The organism is Massilia sp. S19_KUP03_FR1, assembly GCF_036688685.1.
Taxonomy (GTDB): Bacteria; Pseudomonadota; Gammaproteobacteria; order Burkholderiales; family Burkholderiaceae_D; genus JALYUM01.
Genome location: NZ_JAQQPS010000019.1, coordinates 84,734 through 100,532, shown reverse-complemented (window position 1 = coordinate 100,532; position 15,799 = coordinate 84,734). Strand labels below are relative to the sequence as shown.

The window sequence follows — 15,799 nt, the reverse complement described above, 5'->3', positions numbered from 1 at the left end:
AAATTTTCGCTTAAAGTCGGTCGTGCAGAATAAGGAAATTTATTTCACGCGGATCTTCCGGGCCATCCAAACGGGTGGAAGTTCTGCCTTCACGTGGAGTTTTGCAACAACATCGCTTTCTCTTGTGCCTCGGAGCGAATTACCGCTTTATGAGACCTTGGCTCGGTGCGCCTTATCAACCCATTTCTTCTTCTTTGACCACTTCACCTAGTTTCAACGCGCTGTTGCCTGATCGCGGCACAAGATACTTTAAACCAACAGCATCGAAAGGAATTCGCACGACGGCCGCTGTGGTGCTCGCTGTGTGTCTGGAAACGAATCAAGTGACCAAGGAAATTATGCAGAAACGGGTGGAGGGACTAACACGGGCAGTCCGACATTTTTGAATTTATCGTGCTAAAGGTTTAATTGTATAAAGTTGTAAAAGAGTAAGTCGAATACGCTAAATAAGGAACTTCAGAACTTTTCTGGTGATAAAGGTTCCCGAAAGTCGTTGTGCGTTGCCTGACGTCTGCGCCCGAATGCCCCCGCACGATACAAGTTGACTGGTCTAATGTTGGTGTATAGTCAATCACACAAGCAGCGCCAGCCGTGACGTTCGCCAGTGCAGGCTCGATCCGAGCAAGCGCGCCGGCGCCACCAGCGTCAGCCTCTCCAGCATGTCCACGACTGTCCCGAACAGGAACCCAATACCATGTCCCAAAGCCCCAGTATGAACCGTTCCATCGTCCTCCAGAGCCGGCCGCACGGTGCGCCGACCGATGCCAATTTTTCGCTGCAGGAAAGCGCCATGCCGGTGCCGCAAGACGGGCAGATGCTGCTGCGCACACTGTATCTGTCGCTCGACCCGTATATGCGCGGCCGCATGAGCGATGCAGCTTCGTATGCAGCGCCGGTCGCGCTGGGCGCGACGATGATCGGCGCCACCGTGGCGCGGGTCGAAACGTCGCGTCATCCTGATTTCAGTGTTGGCGAATTGGTCCTCGGTTTCAATGGCTGGCAAGACTATGCGCTGTCCGACGGCACCGGTCTGCGCAAGCTGGCCGGTCTGGCGCATCCGTCGAGCGCGCTGGGCGTGCTGGGCATGCCGGGCTTTACTGCCTACATGGGACTGCTGGACATCGGCCAGCCGCAAGCCGGGGAGACGGTGGTGGTGGCAGCGGCCAGCGGCGCGGTCGGTTCGGTGGTCGGCCAGATCGCCAAACTCAAGGGTTGCCGCGTCGTGGGCGTGGCCGGCGGCGCGGAGAAATGCCGCTACGTTGTTGAAGAACTCGGTTTCGACGCCTGCATCGACCACCGCAGCCCCGACTTTGCCGCACAGCTCGGCGCCGCCTGTGCCAAGGGCATCGATGTGTATTTTGAAAACGTCGGTGGCGCGGTGTTCGACGCCGTGCTGCCACTGCTCAACGCGCGCGCCCGAGTGCCCCTGTGCGGCATGATCGCTGACTACAACGCCACTGGCCTGCCGGCCGGGCCGGACCGGCTGCGCGTGCTGACCCGCGCCCTGCTTACCAAGCGCATCAAGATGCAGGGTTTTATCATCTTCGACGACTACGGCGACCGCTACGGCGAGTTTTTTGCGCAGATGAGCCAGTGGCTCAGCGCTGGCAAGATCAAATTTCGCGAAGACATTGTGGACGGCCTCGAAAACGCGCCGCAAGCCTTCATCGGCCTGTTGGAAGGCAAGAATTTCGGCAAGCTCGTCATCCGCGTTGGCGCGGATTGAATTGCATCACCCTCTGTTTCATCGACCCAATCAAGGACATCACATGGCTTACCAAAGTATCAATCCGTACAACGGCGCAACCCTCGCCACCTTTGACGACCACGACGACGCCGCCATGGAGGCACGCCTGCAAGCGGCCAGCCACTGCTTCGCCAACGACTGGAGCGAACGCAACTATGCCGAGCGCGCGAGCGTGCTCAAGCGCGCAGCGGCGCTGATGCGCGAGCGCTCTGGTGAACTGGCCCGGCTCATTACGCTCGAAATGGGCAAATTGCTGGCGCAAAGCGCCGGTGAAGTGGCGCTCAGCGCGGCCATCATCGACTACTACGCCGACCACGCCGAAGCCTTCCTGGCGCCCCAAAAACTCGATGCAGGCGGCACCGACAGTGTCGTCGAAAGCTTCCCGATCGGCGTGCTGCTGGGCGTCGAGCCGTGGAATTATCCGTATTATCAGATCGCCCGCTTCGCCGCCCCGAACCTGATGGCCGGGAATGTGGTGATGGTCAAGCACGCGTCCAACGTGCCGCAATGTGCACTGGCGTTCGCGCAGTTGCTGCAGGATGCAGGCGCCCCGGACGGTGCCTACACCAACCTGTTCATCTCGAAAGACCAGATCTCGCAGCTGATCGACGACCCGCGCATTCGCGGCGTGGCCCTGACCGGCAGCGAAGCCGCAGGTGCCGTGGTGGCTGCGCGCGCCGGACAGAACATGAAAAAAACCACCCTCGAACTCGGTGGCAGCGACGCCTTTATCGTGCTTGACGATGCTGACCTCGACCAGGCCGTCAAGTGCGCCGTGTCCGGCCGGATGGGCAATTCCGGCCAGGCCTGCACGGCGTCGAAGCGCTTTATTGTGGTCGACGCAATGGCCGAGCGCTTCCTCGACAAGTTCCAGGCCGCGCTGGCCAAGTTCAGCGCCGGCGATCCGCTCGATGCGGGCACCACGCTGGCGCCACTGTCGTCCGAACGTGCGCTTGACACGCTGCTTGACCAGGTTGAACGCGCAGTCGGCGCCGGTGCCCGCGTCATCATGGGCGGCGCGCGCGTCGACCGTGCCGGCGCCTTCATGCAGCCGACCATCCTGACCGATATCACGCCCGCCAATCCGGCCTACAAGGAAGAATTTTTTGGACCGGTGGCGCTGTTCTTTCGCGTCGCCGACGAGCACGCTGCGGTGGCGCTGGCCAACGATTCGCCGTTCGGCCTGGGTGGTTCGGTGTTCACCCAAGACCTCGAACGGGGCAAGCGCGTGGCGCGCCGCATCGATACCGGCATGGTCTTCATCAACAGCGAAGCCTTGACCGCGCCTGAATTGCCGTTTGGCGGCGTCAAGCATTCCGGTTTCGGGCGCGAACTGTCGGCGGCCGGTATCCAGGAGTTCGTCAACAAGAAGCTGATCCGCGTCGCTTGACGCGTTCTAGTGCTGGACCAGCACCGGCACCGCGCAGTGCACCAGCACCTTCTGGGTCTGGCTGCCCAGCAGCATGCTCCTGATGCCCTTGTGGCCGTGCGAGGCCATGTTGATGAGGTCGCATTGGCGGTCGCGCGCGGTGGTGCAGATCGCCTCCCACGGGTGATCCGAGACCTTGAATTCGCAGGTGCAGGGCACGCCGGCCTCGCGCGCAGCATGGCTCACCTGATGCAGCATGTGCATGGCACGCGCATGGTGCTCGGACGCGAACGCGTCAGCCGGCGGCTCGACCTGGCTGGGCGCGAGCGAGAGCAGGTGGAATTCAGGCGCGACCGACAGCGCGACCACCTCGGCATGCAACATCTTGGCCAGGGCGATACCGGCATGAATGGCGCGCAGCGACGCGTCGGAGCCATTGGTGGGAATCAGGATACGTTGGTACATGGCGGTTCTCCCGGGTAAAGCCCGCGGGCGCCGATGCGCCCTGAGCATGCATGAAACGATGCCGGGCGCACGCCTTGGCAGCCATGATGCACATCAAATCCGGCGCGGCCAAAAAGGCCCTGGCCTACACGGGCCCGTCCAGCTGCCGGTCGCGTTGCGGCAGCGACACGCGAAATGTCGCGCCTTGTCCTGGCACCGACGCCAGCGTCAGCGATCCGCCCATCAAGGCCACCAGTTGCGCGGCAATCGCCAGCCCGAGACCGGCGCCGGCGCGCGCGCGGCTGGCGCTGTCGTCGCTGGGGGAGAATTTCTTGAAAATGCTGGCATGGTGCGCCAGCGGGACACCCACGCCGGTGTCCTCCACGGCAAAATCCCACGCGCCGGCCGTGCGGGCGGCGTGCAGCAGGACATGGCCGGTCGCCGTGAATCCCACCGCATTGCTGAGCAGGATGTCGAGCACCCGCACCAGCCTGGCCCGGTCGCATACCAGCACTGGCGGCGCGTTCGCGTCGACCCGCAGCGCCAGGTGCAGCCCCTTGGCCGTGGCGGCAGCGCGGTGCGCCGACAGGGCCTGTTCAAACACGTCGGCCAGCACGGCCGGGGCGTTGTCCAGACGCTGCTGGCCGGACTCGAGCGCGCTCAGTTCGAGCGCCGCGTCGACCATGGCCAGCAATTGCCGCGCACTGGTTTCGACGGTCTCGGCGAAGTCGATCTGGAGCGGATCGCTCAGCCCCTCGCGCAGCAGGGCGTTGAAACCGAGGATGCCGTTGAGCGGCGTGCGCAACTCGTGCGACATATTCGACAAGAAGCGCGATTTGGCCTGGCTCGCCGAAATGGCCCGCTTCCTGCTCTCGATCAAGCGTGCCAGCAGCACCACCAGGGCGGCGCCGAACAGCAGGATCGCGGCACTGGCGACACTGGCCAGCAGCAGCGACTGGTCGCGCCGCGAATCGTAGTCGGCCAATAACTCGCCATAGTCGAGGCCGACGAGGACGGTCAAGGGGTAGCCGGCCACTTTCTCGAACCCATACAGGCGCTGCACCTGGTCGACCGGGCTGCGTTCGGAAAAGGTGCCGCGCGCGCGCCCCTGCATCTGCGCGAACAGGGCGCTGCCACGCAGGTCCTGGCCGATCGAATTGACCTGGCCAACGCGGCGCGCGTGCACCACGCCATCGTCGCCGATCAGCGCAATTGAACTGCGGGCCCCGAGATTGACCTCGTCATACAGGCGCGTGAAATAGTAGGGGTCCATCGAGGCCACCACCACGCCCTTGAACGATCCGTCCCCATGCTCGATGCGGCGGGTGAGCTGGATCGACCATTTTTTCGAGACGCGACCGAGTACCGGTTTGCTGATGAACAAACCCTCGGTATGGCCGGCCACATGCACCCGGATATGTTCGCGGTCGCTCAGGTTGGTCGGGGTGAAGGGTTGGCTCGACAGGACCGTGTCGCCATGCGCGTCGACCACGGTGAACAGATTGTACAAATGGCCCGGGTTCAGGCCACGCTGCAGGTCGGCATTCACGTCCAGCGTTATGCCCAGCGCGTTGTAGCGGAAGCGCAGGTAAGTGACGGCCTGGTCCGCCGCCTCAATGGTGCGTACCGCATGTTCCTCGAACACGCGCGCCAGCCCTTGCGCATCGCGCTGGGCTCCGGCGATGGCCCGGGTGCGCGCGTGCGCCAGCTGCGCCAGCGTTACGAGCCAGATGCCAGCCACCATGACGACAACGAAGATCACCAATAAAACGCGCGCGTCGATCCGCTCGAGGCCGACGTTCGGCTGCGGGTCTGTTTGCATGCAGGACTCCAACCGTGAGCAAAGATGCCAAGATACAACAAATATGTCGAATAAAGAAATAAATCTACAGAAATTACCATTAAATCGTTGGAATCATTATACTTGTCAATATACACAATAATAATTGCCAAAGGGAAATATGAAGGTGCTGATTCTGGACGATGACCACATCAACCTGAAACTGTTTTCGCACATGCTCAAAGGGGTCGGCGGCGTAACCACCGTGGCCCTCGAGGATCCGCTGAAGGCGCTGGACTGGTGCCGCAACACCAGGCCGGACCTGGTACTGCTCGACTACATGATGCCGGTCATGAATGGCCTGGAGTTTCTGACGCGGTTGCGCGCAATGTTCGTAGAGGAACCGGTCGCCACGATCATGATGACGGCCGATACCGACCGCGCTGTGCGCCACCGCGCCTTGCAACTGGGCGCCAACGATTTCCTGACCAAGCCGATGGATCACATCGAACTGCAAGCCCGGGTACGCAACCTGCTGGTAAGGCGCCAGGCCGACGTGGCGCTCATGGCGCGTGCCGAGGCCTTGACCGACGCGGTCACGGAAGCGGCCTGCGCCGTGGTAGCCGGCGAGAGCGATGCGGTGCACCGCCTTGCGCGCCTGGCGGAATTTCGCGATGCCGACACCGGCAGCCACTTGGTGCGCATGGCGCAGTACGCACGCATCCTGGCCGCCGGCCTGGGGCTCGACGCGCAGCAGCAGGAATTGATTTGCGCGGCCGCACCGATGCACGACATTGGCAAAATCGGCATTCCCGACCAAATCTTGCTCAAGCCGGGCCGGCTCGACAGTGCGGAACTGGCCTGCATGCGCACCCATGCCAGAATCGGCGCTGACATCCTGTCCGGCAGCAACTCGTCGGTCCTGCAGGCAGCGGCAGAAATCGCCTTGTCGCACCATGAGAAATACGATGGCAGCGGCTACCCGTGCGGCCTGAAAGGCAACGACATTCCCCTGTACGGACGCATCGTGGCCGTGGCCGACGTGTTCGACGCGCTGACCTCGGCGCGCCCATACAAGCCGGCCTGGGATGTGGCGCGCGCGTTCGCGATGATCGAAAGCGGCGCCGGCAGTCACTTCGATCCGGCCTGCGTGCGCGCCTTCGTGGCGCAGCGCGCCGCGGTGCTGGCGGTGTATACGCAGTATTGCGACGACGCCACGCCCTGAATCTGATTCAGTATGTAGAAGTTTGGAAGAGCGCGGCGAACAGCTGTCAGGCCGGTTGCGGCGTCCAGCGCGCGACCAGCGCGTACAGCTGGTCGGCGCTAAACGGCTTGGGCAGAAAATCGTCCATGCCGGCGGCCAGGCACAGCGCGCGTTCCTCATCGCCGGCGGCGGCCGTCAGGGCGATGACCGGCGTAGCGGGCAGGCCCAGTTGCTTCTCGCGCGCGCGTAGTGCGCGGCAAGCCTGGTAACCGTCCATGACCGGCATCATGCAGTCCATCAGGACGACGTCATAGTCCTGGTGCTCCAGCGCGGCCAGGGCCATGGCGCCGTTCCCGGCCGTGTCGACCTGGTAGCCGCGCCGCTGCAGCTGCACGCGGGCCAGTTGCAGGTTCATGGCGGTATCGTCGACCAGCAGGATGCGGCCCGACGCAGCCATTCCTGGCGGCGTCGGCGCCGGCATGCGCGCCGGTGCTGGTGTCGCCACGGCCGGGCAGGCGAGGGCGAAATGGAAGCACGAACCGGCGCCAGGTTCGCTGGTACAAGCGATCGTGCCATCCAGTAGTTCGACCAGCTGTTTGCAAATCGCCAGGCCCAGGCCGGTGCCGCCGTACAAACCGCTGATATGGTCGCCACCCTGCGCGTAGGGCTGGAACAGGCGCTGCAATTGTTCGGGCGTGATGCCGATGCCGCTGTCCTGCACCGTGAACACCAGCTCGCCAGTGGCCGGATCCGGGGCCAGCAGGATGCGCACTTGGCCGGCCGCCGTGAACTTGATCGCGTTGCTGACCAGGTTGCCCAGCACCTGCGCGATGCGCGCCGGGTCCGAACGCACGGCCGGCGCCACTGCCGGGTCGATGCTGGCGACCAGCTCCAGCCCTTTGCGCAGCGCCTGCGGCTGGTATAGCGCCAGCACTTCCTGCACCAGTTGGCGCGGGTCGAAAGCGGCCGGCGTCACTGCCAGCTTCCCGGCCTCGACCTTGGACAGGTCGAGAATATCGTTCAGGATGCGCATCAGATTCGCCGCGCTGGTGTCGACATGGCCGGCATACTCGCGCTGGACCGGATCCAGCAGGGTCTCGAGCAGCAATGCATTCATGCCGGAAATGCCGGCCAGCGGCGTGCGGATTTCATGGCTGACCAGGGCCAGGAAGCGTGATTTGGCGGCATTCGCCGCTTGCGCCTGTTCCTGCAGGGCGACGGCGCGCTCGGCATCGCGTTCGCGCCGGCGCAGCAGGGCTGCCATCGCCATCAGGGCCAGCGTCAGTGCGATCAGGTTGACCAGCGCCGCGCCGCCCATCGCCTTGAGCATGCGCCACCAGCTGGCCAGGTACACATCTTCGGTGACGGTCACGTTGATGATCAGCGGCTGGCCGCGCACCAGACGCGCGGCGCCGAGGCGACTGACCCGTTTGCCGTCCTGCGCGGCGCGCGGGCCATCCAGTTCCATCACGGTCGCACCCTTGCCGCGCTCAATGATGTTGAAGGTGGAGCCGCTCAGGTTTTTACGCCCCATCTGTGCTGGCGCGGCCGGCCAGCGCGCGAGCAAGCTGAAGTCGCGCCGGTACAGCGACACGGCGGCTTCTTCGCCGATATTGGTACGCTGAAAAAAGTCGCTGAAAAAATCGCAGGACAGGCCGACCAGCACCACGCCCAGGAATTTTCCGTCGGCGTCGTCAATGCGCTGGCTCAGGTAAAACGTCCACTTGCCGTTGCCCTTGTTCTGCACCGGCGCGCTGAGGTGGACGGCGCGGCCGGGGTGGTCGCGGTGCCAGCTAAAATAGTCGCGCTGCGCCAGATTGATCGCCGGGGTCGGCCAGGCGCGCGTAAATGCCACCACCGTGCCGTCGGCGCCGGAGATGGTGGCGACATCGATTTGCGGCACGCCGCCGATTTTGTGGCGTAGCATCTGGTGGGTCTGCTCATTGCGGAACGCGGCCTGCAGGGCGGCGCCGCTGGCCGGCAGGCCGCTGTGCACTTCGTCGGCGACGCTGGCGAGCACCAGTTCGGCGGCAGTCATGGACTGCGCCGTATTTTCAGCCAGCAGCAGCGAGAGGTTGTTCAGGTCCTGGCGCCAGTCGTCCAGCGCCTCCGAGCGCAGCAGCCAGGCGGAGGCCAGTGTGTGCACAGCCAGCAGGCCGATCAGCAGCGCACCGATGATGGCCAGTGCCGTCTGCGGACGGATGCGCTCGGCCAGTGCGGCCCGCTTCATGCAGGGTCGCCCGGCGCACTGTCCATGCTGCGCCGCACTTCGTCGCACACCAGCGCGAGCAAACTGCTGGCCGGCGCCAGGGCGCTGCCGGCCGGACAGTGGCCATCCTTGGCCTGCCGCTCGAGCTCGGCCAGCTGCGCCGTCAGTGCGCGCGCGCCGACCAGGGCGGTCATCCCGCGCAAGGAATGACTGGCGGCGATGAAGGCACTGGACGCGCCGCCCGCGTCGAGCTGGCCGGCCTGCTCCATCCGGGCGAACGCGGCTGGGGCAGCGTCGAGAAAAATGTGCGACAGACTGCAAAACAGCGCAGCGTCGCCGGCCGTGGCGGCAAGCAGTTCCTGCGGGTCAATGGCAATATAGGCGAGACGCATGGCGCAACCGCAACAAGGTGGAAAAGGGGTTCAGCCGGCCGGTATGACGCGCCGGACCTGCTGTGCACAACAGGCGCGCAGGTAGCCGCGCAACTCGTCGTAATTGACCGGCTTGGCAAAGAATACGACCCCTGGCGGCACGCCGCCGCGCTCGGCAAGTTGTTCCGGTGTCAGGCTCGACAGCATGGCGATGTTCATGTTCGCCAGCACCGGATCGGCCAGGATGGTGCGGATCACCTCGTATCCATCGATGCCTTCCATGACGATATCGGCCAGCAGGATATCCGGCTTGTCGCGCGCAATCTCGATCAGGGCCTGGTAGCCAGTTTCGCAAAAGCGCACGACAGCAGGCAACGCCCAGCTGCCGATTTGCTTGTCATACAGCGCGCGTTGCATCGGATTGTCTTCCACCACCAGGATCGACGCCGGCGCAGCGCCGTTGTGATGTGACAACGCTGTGCGTACATGTCCGCTGGTGGCGCCCATGTAAGCCTGCACTGCGGCCAGCGGAATGCGGCGGTGTCCGCCCTTGGTTTTCCAGGCTTCGATGACGCCCGATTCAACCAGTTGCTGCACCGACGTGACGGAGACGCCGAGGATTTCGGCGGCCTTTTGCGTAGTACATACGTCGGGGCTTGGCATGGGAGTCAGATGGTTGGCAGGGAAACCAACATTATACGCATATTGGCATGGAGAAACAAATTTACTGGAAAAAACCAAATTCACCAGATTATTTACCAGCTCTTTCAGCAACAATGCTGCCATCGAAATTGATGTCATGCACCAGCATGGCTTCTTCCCTGGCCTGCCAGCGCGATCTGACGTCGAGCAGGGTCGGCAAGGCTGTCACGAAACAGTCGACCAGGGCCGGCTCAAAGTGCTTGCCCCGATTTTCCATGATGTAGCCGGTGATCTGCGCGATCGGCCATGGCGCTTTATAAGGGCGCGCCATGCTGAGCGCGTCAAATACGTCGGCCAGTGCCACGATGCGTGCCGATTCGGGAATGGCGCTGCCGGCCAGGCCGTCGGGGTAGCCGGAGCCGTCCCATTTTTCGTGGTGCCGCAAGGCCACCTCGGCGGCCAGCTGGAAGACAGGCGCGCTGCTTTGGCTGAGGATGGCGTGGCCGATGGCCGGATGGGTGCGCATGATGGCCCATTCGGCCGCGTCGAGCGGGCCATTTTTGCGCAGGATGGTGTGCGGGATGCCCAGCTTGCCGGTGTCGTGCATGGGCGCGGCCTGTTCGAGCTGGTCCGCCGCTTGCGCATCCCAGCCGCGGGCCAGCGCCAGTTCGCGTGCGTAGGCAGCCATGCGCCAGATATGGGCGCCGGTGTCGCTGTCGTTGTAGTGGCCGGCATGGCCGAGCATCAGGATGGCGTCGTGGTGGCTGCGTTCCAGCGCGCTGGTGCGCACCTGGGCCAGGTGCGCCGCCACGCGCGCGCGCACCAGTGACGGCGACACCGGCTTGACGATGTAATCGACGCAGCCGGCCTGAAAGCCCGCTTCTTCGTGCGCCACATCGCGGTAGCCGGTAACGAAGATGACGCGCATGGCGTTGTCCGGGTCGAGCGCCTTCAGGCGCCGGCACAGTTCCACGCCGTTGGTGTCGGGCAGGCCGATGTCGAGCAGCACCATGGCCGGACGATGGCGTTTCACGGCCGCTTCGGCCTCGGCGCCGGAACGGGCAAACGCCAGCCGGTATTGCTCGCGCAGGATGTTGCGCATGATGGCCAGGTTGCTTGGTTCGTCGTCGACGATGAGGATGGTTAACTGCATGGTCAGCTAGCGAAAGAAGTGGGATGAGCGCTGGCCAGCGCCGCGGTATGGCGCGCAGCGCCGGGCCAATCGAAATCGTCGATGCAGACCGCAATCGGCGCCAGCAGTGCGGTCGGCACCAGCGGCGCCAGGTCGGCCAGCGCGGCGAGGGCCGGTTCGGGCATGCCTTCCTCGAGGGCGGCCTGCATGCGTTCGAGCAGGGGCGCGAGCGCGGCGCCCGGCGCCAGGGTGAATCCCGGCACCGGCTCCAGTGCCATCGGCGGCGCAAAACTGGCCAGCGCATCGAGGGCGGCGCCCAGCGCCACCTCCAGTTCACCGAGCAAGGCGGCGCCGGCGCCCGGGTCGGCCATGGCGGACTCGAGGCGCCGCGCCAGCGCGCTCACCGCTGGCAGTGCCACGTTGGCGGCGGCCCCGGCCAGCTTGTGGCTCAGGGCGATCACGGCCGCGGAGTCGCCGCTGGCCAGGTCGCGCCGCAGGTGCGCGACCACGTCGCCGTAGGCTGCGCCGAATTTGCGCAGATAGCGCTGGTATTTGTCGTGCGTCCCCCAGATCCGCAGGCCGAGCCGCGCGTCGAGGACGGCGCGCCCCTGTTCCTGTTCGTGTGCCGGCAAGGCAGGTTGCGCCGCGGCGCCTTCATTGACGCCGGCCAGGCGCCGGATCAGCGCGATCGTCAGCGGGATATCGAAGGGCTTGGCGACGAAATGGCTCATGCCGGCGTTGCGGGCGGCATCCTGGTGCGCGCTGAACGCGCCGGCGGTCAGGGCAACGATCGGCAAATCGGCGAACTGCGCCATGCCGCGCAGGACGCGGGTTGCCTCGATACCATCCATGACCGGCATCTGCACATCCATCAGCACCAGGTCGACCGCGTGCGGGTGGCGCACCAGCCAGTCGACCGCGATGCGACCATTTTCGGCCAGCACGACCTCGGCACCTTCCTCGGCCAGGATGCTGGCCGCGACATCGCGGTTGATGCCGCTGTCGTCGACCACCAGCAAGCGCACCCCCGCCAGCGCCTGCGCGCCTGCCGGGCGTACATCGGGCGCAGCGCCGTTGGCCGCACGCTTGCGTTTCGCTTCGATCACGGCGTTGTACAGCGTCGAGGCGGTCACCGGCGTGGTCAGCAGCGCGTCGGCAAGCGGGCGCGCCAGATGGTTCTCGAAGGCCGCGGCCTGGCAGGTACTGATCACGATGACGATGCCGCAACCCCGTGCGGCGGCGTCGGCGCGCAGGGCCCGGGCTGCCGCCAGGCAGCCATCCGCGCCGAGTTGCCAGTCGAGGACGACCACGCCGACCGGACTGCCACGGCGCGGCCGCAATACTTCGGCCAGCACCTCTTCGCCGGCGGCGACGCTGCGCACCTGCCAGCCGAGCGCGCGCGCGGTATCGGCCAGCACCGCCTGGCCGGGACCCGGCGCCGCCGCAATCAGGACAGCGAGGTCGACCATTTCGGGCGAGGAACTGCTGGCGGCGGCAGGCCGCACCGGCAGTGTCAGGGCGAACCAGAACGTGCTGCCGGCACCGGGCGCGCTGCGCACGCCGATGCGCCCGCCCATCAGAGAGACGATCTGTTTGCAGATGGTCAACCCCAGGCCGGAGCCGCCGTAGCGGCGCGTGGTCGAACTGTCGGCCTGGATGAAGGATGAAAAGATGCTCTCCTGCTGGTCCGGCGCGATGCCGATGCCGGTATCGGTGACGCTGAACACCAGTTCAGCATGGCCGTCTGGCAGCGACTCGGCCTCGACCGTCAACACCACCTGTCCGCTGTCGGTGAACTTGATGGCGTTGCTGGTCAGGTTCACCAGCAATTGTTCGAGCCGCAGGGCGTCGCCCAGCGCCATGGCTGCCAATGGCGGCAGCGGCTGGACCAGCAGCGCGATCGGCTTGTCGCCGGCCGCCACCCCCATGGTGGCGGCCACCGTATCGATGACGTCCTGCAGCGGGAACCAGCTGCGCTCGAGCACCATGGCGCCCGCTTCGATCTTGGAGACGTCGAGGATATCGTTGATGATACCCAGCAGCGATCGGCCGGCAATGCGGATTTTTTGCAGCATTGACGCCGCCGCGGCGTCGTGGTTGGCGCGCTCGAGCAGATAAGCCATGCCCAGGATCGCGTTGAGCGGGGTGCGGATTTCGTGGCTCATATTCGCCAGGAACTCGGCCTTGCTGCGATTGGCCGCCTGTGCGGCGTCGCGCGCTTCGAGCAGATTGCTCTCCGCGGTCTTTTGGGCGGTGATGTCCTGCACGAAGATCAGTGTGGCCGGGCCGTCGCTGAGCGTGACGCGGGTGGTGGCCTTGAGCACAGGAATCAGGGCATTGCCCTTGCCCAGGGCGATCGCCTCGAAGCGCTGTTCGGCGGCGCCATCGACATCGAGGCAAGCCTGCTGCTCGGCCAGTGCATGCAGCGAACTGGGCGCGATCATGGCGCGCCATGGCAGGCTGGTCAGGTCGTCCTCGGGCGCATAGCCATGCAACAGGTTGTAGCGCCGGTTGGTGTAGATGAAGCGGCCGCGGCGGGCCATGGCGACGGCGACCGGCGCTTCTTCGATCAGGGTGCGAAAGCGCGCCTCGCTGGCGCTGATGGCCTCGGCCCGGGCCAGCTCGCGCTTGTGCTCCTGCTCGAATGCGAGCAAGCCGCGGCGGCGTCGCTGCGACCATGCCAATGTGGCGGCGCTGACCAGTACCAGCATGGCGGCCACGGCCCCAAACGCCTGGGCCTGACGGTTCAGTGGCGCCAGCGTCAGCGCCCGGTCGCGCCGCAGCGTCAGGGCGATGGTACTGTCGGCGCGCAGGCTGGCCGGCACGATGGCGCCATCCGCGCGCAGCTGTTCGCCCGCGCCAGGGCTGAGCGGGCGCGCGCCGACATCGACAAACGCGGCGCCGCCATGGTAGACGATGGCGGCGCGCAGGTCCGATGCGTACAGCGCCGTGTTCAGGATGCTGGAAAAATAGCCCGGGTCGAGCACGGCGCTGACGACGCCGCGGAAGGGACCCGGGCCGGGAATCGTGCGGGTGGCGCTCATCACGATGTCGCCCCGGATCGAGCGAAACGGCGGCGCCAGGTACAGTTTTGTGGCGTCGCCGCCTTGCTTCGGCGCGGTGAAGTAGGGGCGCCCGGCAAAGTTGCGGCCTATCAGGTCGTCCGGTACGGCAGCGATGACCTTGCCGTTTGCATCGAGGACGAGCAAGCCGCGCACGCCCGGCATGGCTTCAACCAGCGCGCGCAGGCGCTGGGTGACGGCGGCCATGTCGTTTGCGCTGGCGCCGCCGAGACGGTCGCGCACGACGCCGGCCAGGGCATTGTTCACGACCACCAGGTTCACGGCGACGTCCTTGACCAGGATTTTCGAGAGCGCACCGAGGCGTTCATTTTCCGCCGCGATCACCCGCGCGCTTTCCACCGAATACCAGCCCGCCAGCGTCGCGCCGAACACCACGAAAGCGACGCACAAGAGCAGCCACTCGTTCAACTTTGAACGACGAAAGCGGGATTGATTCGTGTTGTCCATTGATATACCTTAACTGCATACATCGTAAATGTCACCAATTGTCTAACTGTGTGGCATCGAAGTATCGACGCGGCATCACGGGCCGCCTTCCCACTGCTGGCCGGTGCAAATCTGAACGCGGCAATGCCGTGATCCTGGGGCGATCCCCATGCTAAGATTGCGTATATACATCGCGCCAGACAGGATTTTTCGCCAGATGAACAAACCCAAGGCTGACGCTGTACAGCAACACGCGGCGCGCCCGGTGCAGGCCACCATGGCCGATGTGGCCAGACTCGCCGCCGTGTCGGCGATGACCGTCTCGCGCGTCATGAATGGCACCGGCCTGGTGCGGGAAAGCACGCGCCAGAAGGTGGCAGCGGCGATCGCCACACTGCGCTACACGCCGAACCAGGAAGCGCGCAACCTGGCCGGCGCCAAACCGATCCGCGTCGGCTTCCTGTACAGCAATCCGAGTGCCGCTTACCTGGGCGAGTTCCTGGTCGGCCTGCTGGGCCAGTCGGGGCGCAACAACGTCCAGCTGTTCGTGGAAAAATGCGAGCCTGGCGAACAGGAAGCGGCGCATGCGCAGCGCCTGATCGAGAATGGCCTCGACGGCATCATCCTGCCGCCGCCCTTGTGCGACAGCCGCGCCCTGATCGACTGCATCGTCAAGGCCGGCGTGCCGGCCGTGGTGGTGGCATGCGGCGCCCCGGATGCGCGCCTGGGCGCGGTCGGCATCGACGACCATGAAGCGGCGCGCCGGATGACCTGCCACCTCGTCGAGCTCGGCCACCGGCGCATCGGTTTCATCGCCGGCCATCCCAACCAGACGGCCAGCGCGCGCCGCCTGCAGGGCTATCGCGCCGCGCTGGCAGAGAAGGGCGTCGATGCCGCAGCAGAGCTGGTGGTGCCGGGGATGTTCACCTACCGTTCCGGCCTTGCCGCCGCCGCCCAGCTGCTGGCGCTGGCCGAGCGTCCGACTGCGATCTTCGCCAGCAACGACGACATGGCCGCCGCCACCGTGGCGGTGGCCCAGCGCCTCGGCCTCGATGTGCCGGGCGACCTGACCGTCACCGGCTTCGACGATTCCGCCCTGGCCACCACGATCTGGCCCGAACTGACCACCGTGCGCCAGCCCATTGCCGGCATGGCGCGCGAAGCCGTGCAGGCGCTGGTGCGCCAGGTGCGCGCGCTGCGCGACGGCTGTGCCGGCGATCCGGCGCAGGTCACCATGGCCTTCGAACTGGTGCGACGCGAGTCGGATGGCGCGCCGCGGCTTGCCAAAAAACAAGGTAGTGATATGTCGTTGACAATGGGTAATCGCTGCGCGTAGACTGCAGTGGTTGCGGTAACATTCCAGCGCCAAAGCGCTTCATGTACCGCAGCATA

Annotated in this window: 11 protein-coding genes; 4 read left to right on the top strand and 7 right to left on the bottom strand. The window is 65.3% G+C overall.

Annotated elements, in window-relative coordinates:
* Window positions 1–694 precede the first annotated feature (694 nt).
* Both V6M87_RS20250 and V6M87_RS20245 read left to right on the top strand, forming a co-directional pair.
* On the top strand, window positions 695–1,726 hold the full coding sequence (locus tag V6M87_RS20250) for an NADP-dependent oxidoreductase (protein WP_332878469.1): 1,032 nt from the start codon (window positions 695–697) through the stop codon (window positions 1,724–1,726).
* Window positions 1,727–1,769: 43 nt separating this feature from the next.
* Window positions 1,770–3,137, top strand: a complete 1,368-nt coding sequence (locus tag V6M87_RS20245; protein WP_332878468.1) for an NAD-dependent succinate-semialdehyde dehydrogenase — start codon at window positions 1,770–1,772, stop codon at window positions 3,135–3,137.
* 6 nt (window positions 3,138–3,143) lie between these two features.
* Here the strand turns inward: V6M87_RS20245 and V6M87_RS20240 are convergent, their stop codons facing one another.
* Complete coding sequence (locus V6M87_RS20240) at window positions 3,144–3,581, bottom strand: universal stress protein (RefSeq protein WP_332878467.1); 438 nt, start codon at window positions 3,579–3,581, stop codon at window positions 3,144–3,146.
* 124 nt (window positions 3,582–3,705) lie between these two features.
* Entirely contained in the window at window positions 3,706–5,382 is a 1,677-nt protein-coding gene (locus V6M87_RS20235) for a sensor histidine kinase (RefSeq protein ID WP_332878466.1), read from the bottom strand.
* A gap of 139 nt (window positions 5,383–5,521) precedes the next feature.
* Between V6M87_RS20235 and V6M87_RS20230 the strand changes: the two genes are divergently transcribed.
* Window positions 5,522–6,565: an HD-GYP domain-containing protein gene (locus V6M87_RS20230; RefSeq protein WP_332878465.1), complete on the top strand. Its 1,044-nt coding sequence runs from the start codon at window positions 5,522–5,524 to the stop codon at window positions 6,563–6,565.
* Between the two features lie 46 nt (window positions 6,566–6,611).
* On the opposite strand, the gene V6M87_RS20225 is transcribed toward V6M87_RS20230, so the two are convergent.
* The 5 genes from V6M87_RS20225 to V6M87_RS20205 all read right to left on the bottom strand — a co-directional run bounded on the left by V6M87_RS20225 (window position 6,612) and on the right by V6M87_RS20205 (window position 14,371).
* A complete protein-coding gene (locus V6M87_RS20225) occupies window positions 6,612–8,774 on the bottom strand; it encodes a hybrid sensor histidine kinase/response regulator (RefSeq protein WP_332878464.1) in 2,163 nt (720 codons plus the stop codon).
* Window positions 8,771–9,145 carry an Hpt domain-containing protein gene (locus V6M87_RS20220; protein WP_332878463.1) on the bottom strand — a complete coding sequence of 125 codons (375 nt, stop codon included), beginning with the start codon at window positions 9,143–9,145 and terminating at the stop codon, window positions 8,771–8,773. The genes V6M87_RS20225 and V6M87_RS20220 overlap by 4 nt, the downstream gene beginning before the upstream one ends.
* 30 nt (window positions 9,146–9,175) lie before the next feature.
* Entirely contained in the window at window positions 9,176–9,787 is a 612-nt protein-coding gene (locus V6M87_RS20215) for a response regulator (protein WP_332878462.1), read from the bottom strand.
* Window positions 9,788–9,875: 88 nt separating this feature from the next.
* On the bottom strand, window positions 9,876–10,919 hold the full coding sequence (locus tag V6M87_RS20210; protein ID WP_332878461.1) for a response regulator: 1,044 nt from the start codon (window positions 10,917–10,919) through the stop codon (window positions 9,876–9,878).
* A gap of 2 nt (window positions 10,920–10,921) precedes the next feature.
* Window positions 10,922–14,371: an ATP-binding protein gene (locus tag V6M87_RS20205; RefSeq protein ID WP_332878460.1), complete on the bottom strand. Its 3,450-nt coding sequence runs from the start codon at window positions 14,369–14,371 to the stop codon at window positions 10,922–10,924.
* Between the two features lie 253 nt (window positions 14,372–14,624).
* Here V6M87_RS20205 and V6M87_RS20200 point away from each other — a divergent pair, with 253 nt between their 5' ends.
* Entirely contained in the window at window positions 14,625–15,743 is a 1,119-nt protein-coding gene (locus V6M87_RS20200) for a LacI family DNA-binding transcriptional regulator (protein ID WP_332878459.1), read from the top strand.
* The last annotated feature ends 56 nt before the right edge of the window (window positions 15,744–15,799 follow it).

Coding starts and splice junctions, on each gene's coding strand:
- V6M87_RS20250 (WP_332878469.1), top strand. CDS start 695: ATGTCCCAAAGCCCCAGTATGAACCGTTCCATCGTCCTCCAGAGCCGG.
- V6M87_RS20245 (WP_332878468.1), top strand. CDS start 1,770: ATGGCTTACCAAAGTATCAATCCGTACAACGGCGCAACCCTCGCCACC.
- V6M87_RS20240 (WP_332878467.1), bottom strand. CDS start 3,581: ATGTACCAACGTATCCTGATTCCCACCAATGGCTCCGACGCGTCGCTG.
- V6M87_RS20235 (WP_332878466.1), bottom strand. CDS start 5,382: ATGCAAACAGACCCGCAGCCGAACGTCGGCCTCGAGCGGATCGACGCG.
- V6M87_RS20230 (WP_332878465.1), top strand. CDS start 5,522: ATGAAGGTGCTGATTCTGGACGATGACCACATCAACCTGAAACTGTTT.
- V6M87_RS20225 (WP_332878464.1), bottom strand. CDS start 8,774: ATGAAGCGGGCCGCACTGGCCGAGCGCATCCGTCCGCAGACGGCACTG.
- V6M87_RS20220 (WP_332878463.1), bottom strand. CDS start 9,145: ATGCGTCTCGCCTATATTGCCATTGACCCGCAGGAACTGCTTGCCGCC.
- V6M87_RS20215 (WP_332878462.1), bottom strand. CDS start 9,787: ATGCCAAGCCCCGACGTATGTACTACGCAAAAGGCCGCCGAAATCCTC.
- V6M87_RS20210 (WP_332878461.1), bottom strand. CDS start 10,919: ATGCAGTTAACCATCCTCATCGTCGACGACGAACCAAGCAACCTGGCC.
- V6M87_RS20200 (WP_332878459.1), top strand. CDS start 14,625: ATGAACAAACCCAAGGCTGACGCTGTACAGCAACACGCGGCGCGCCCG.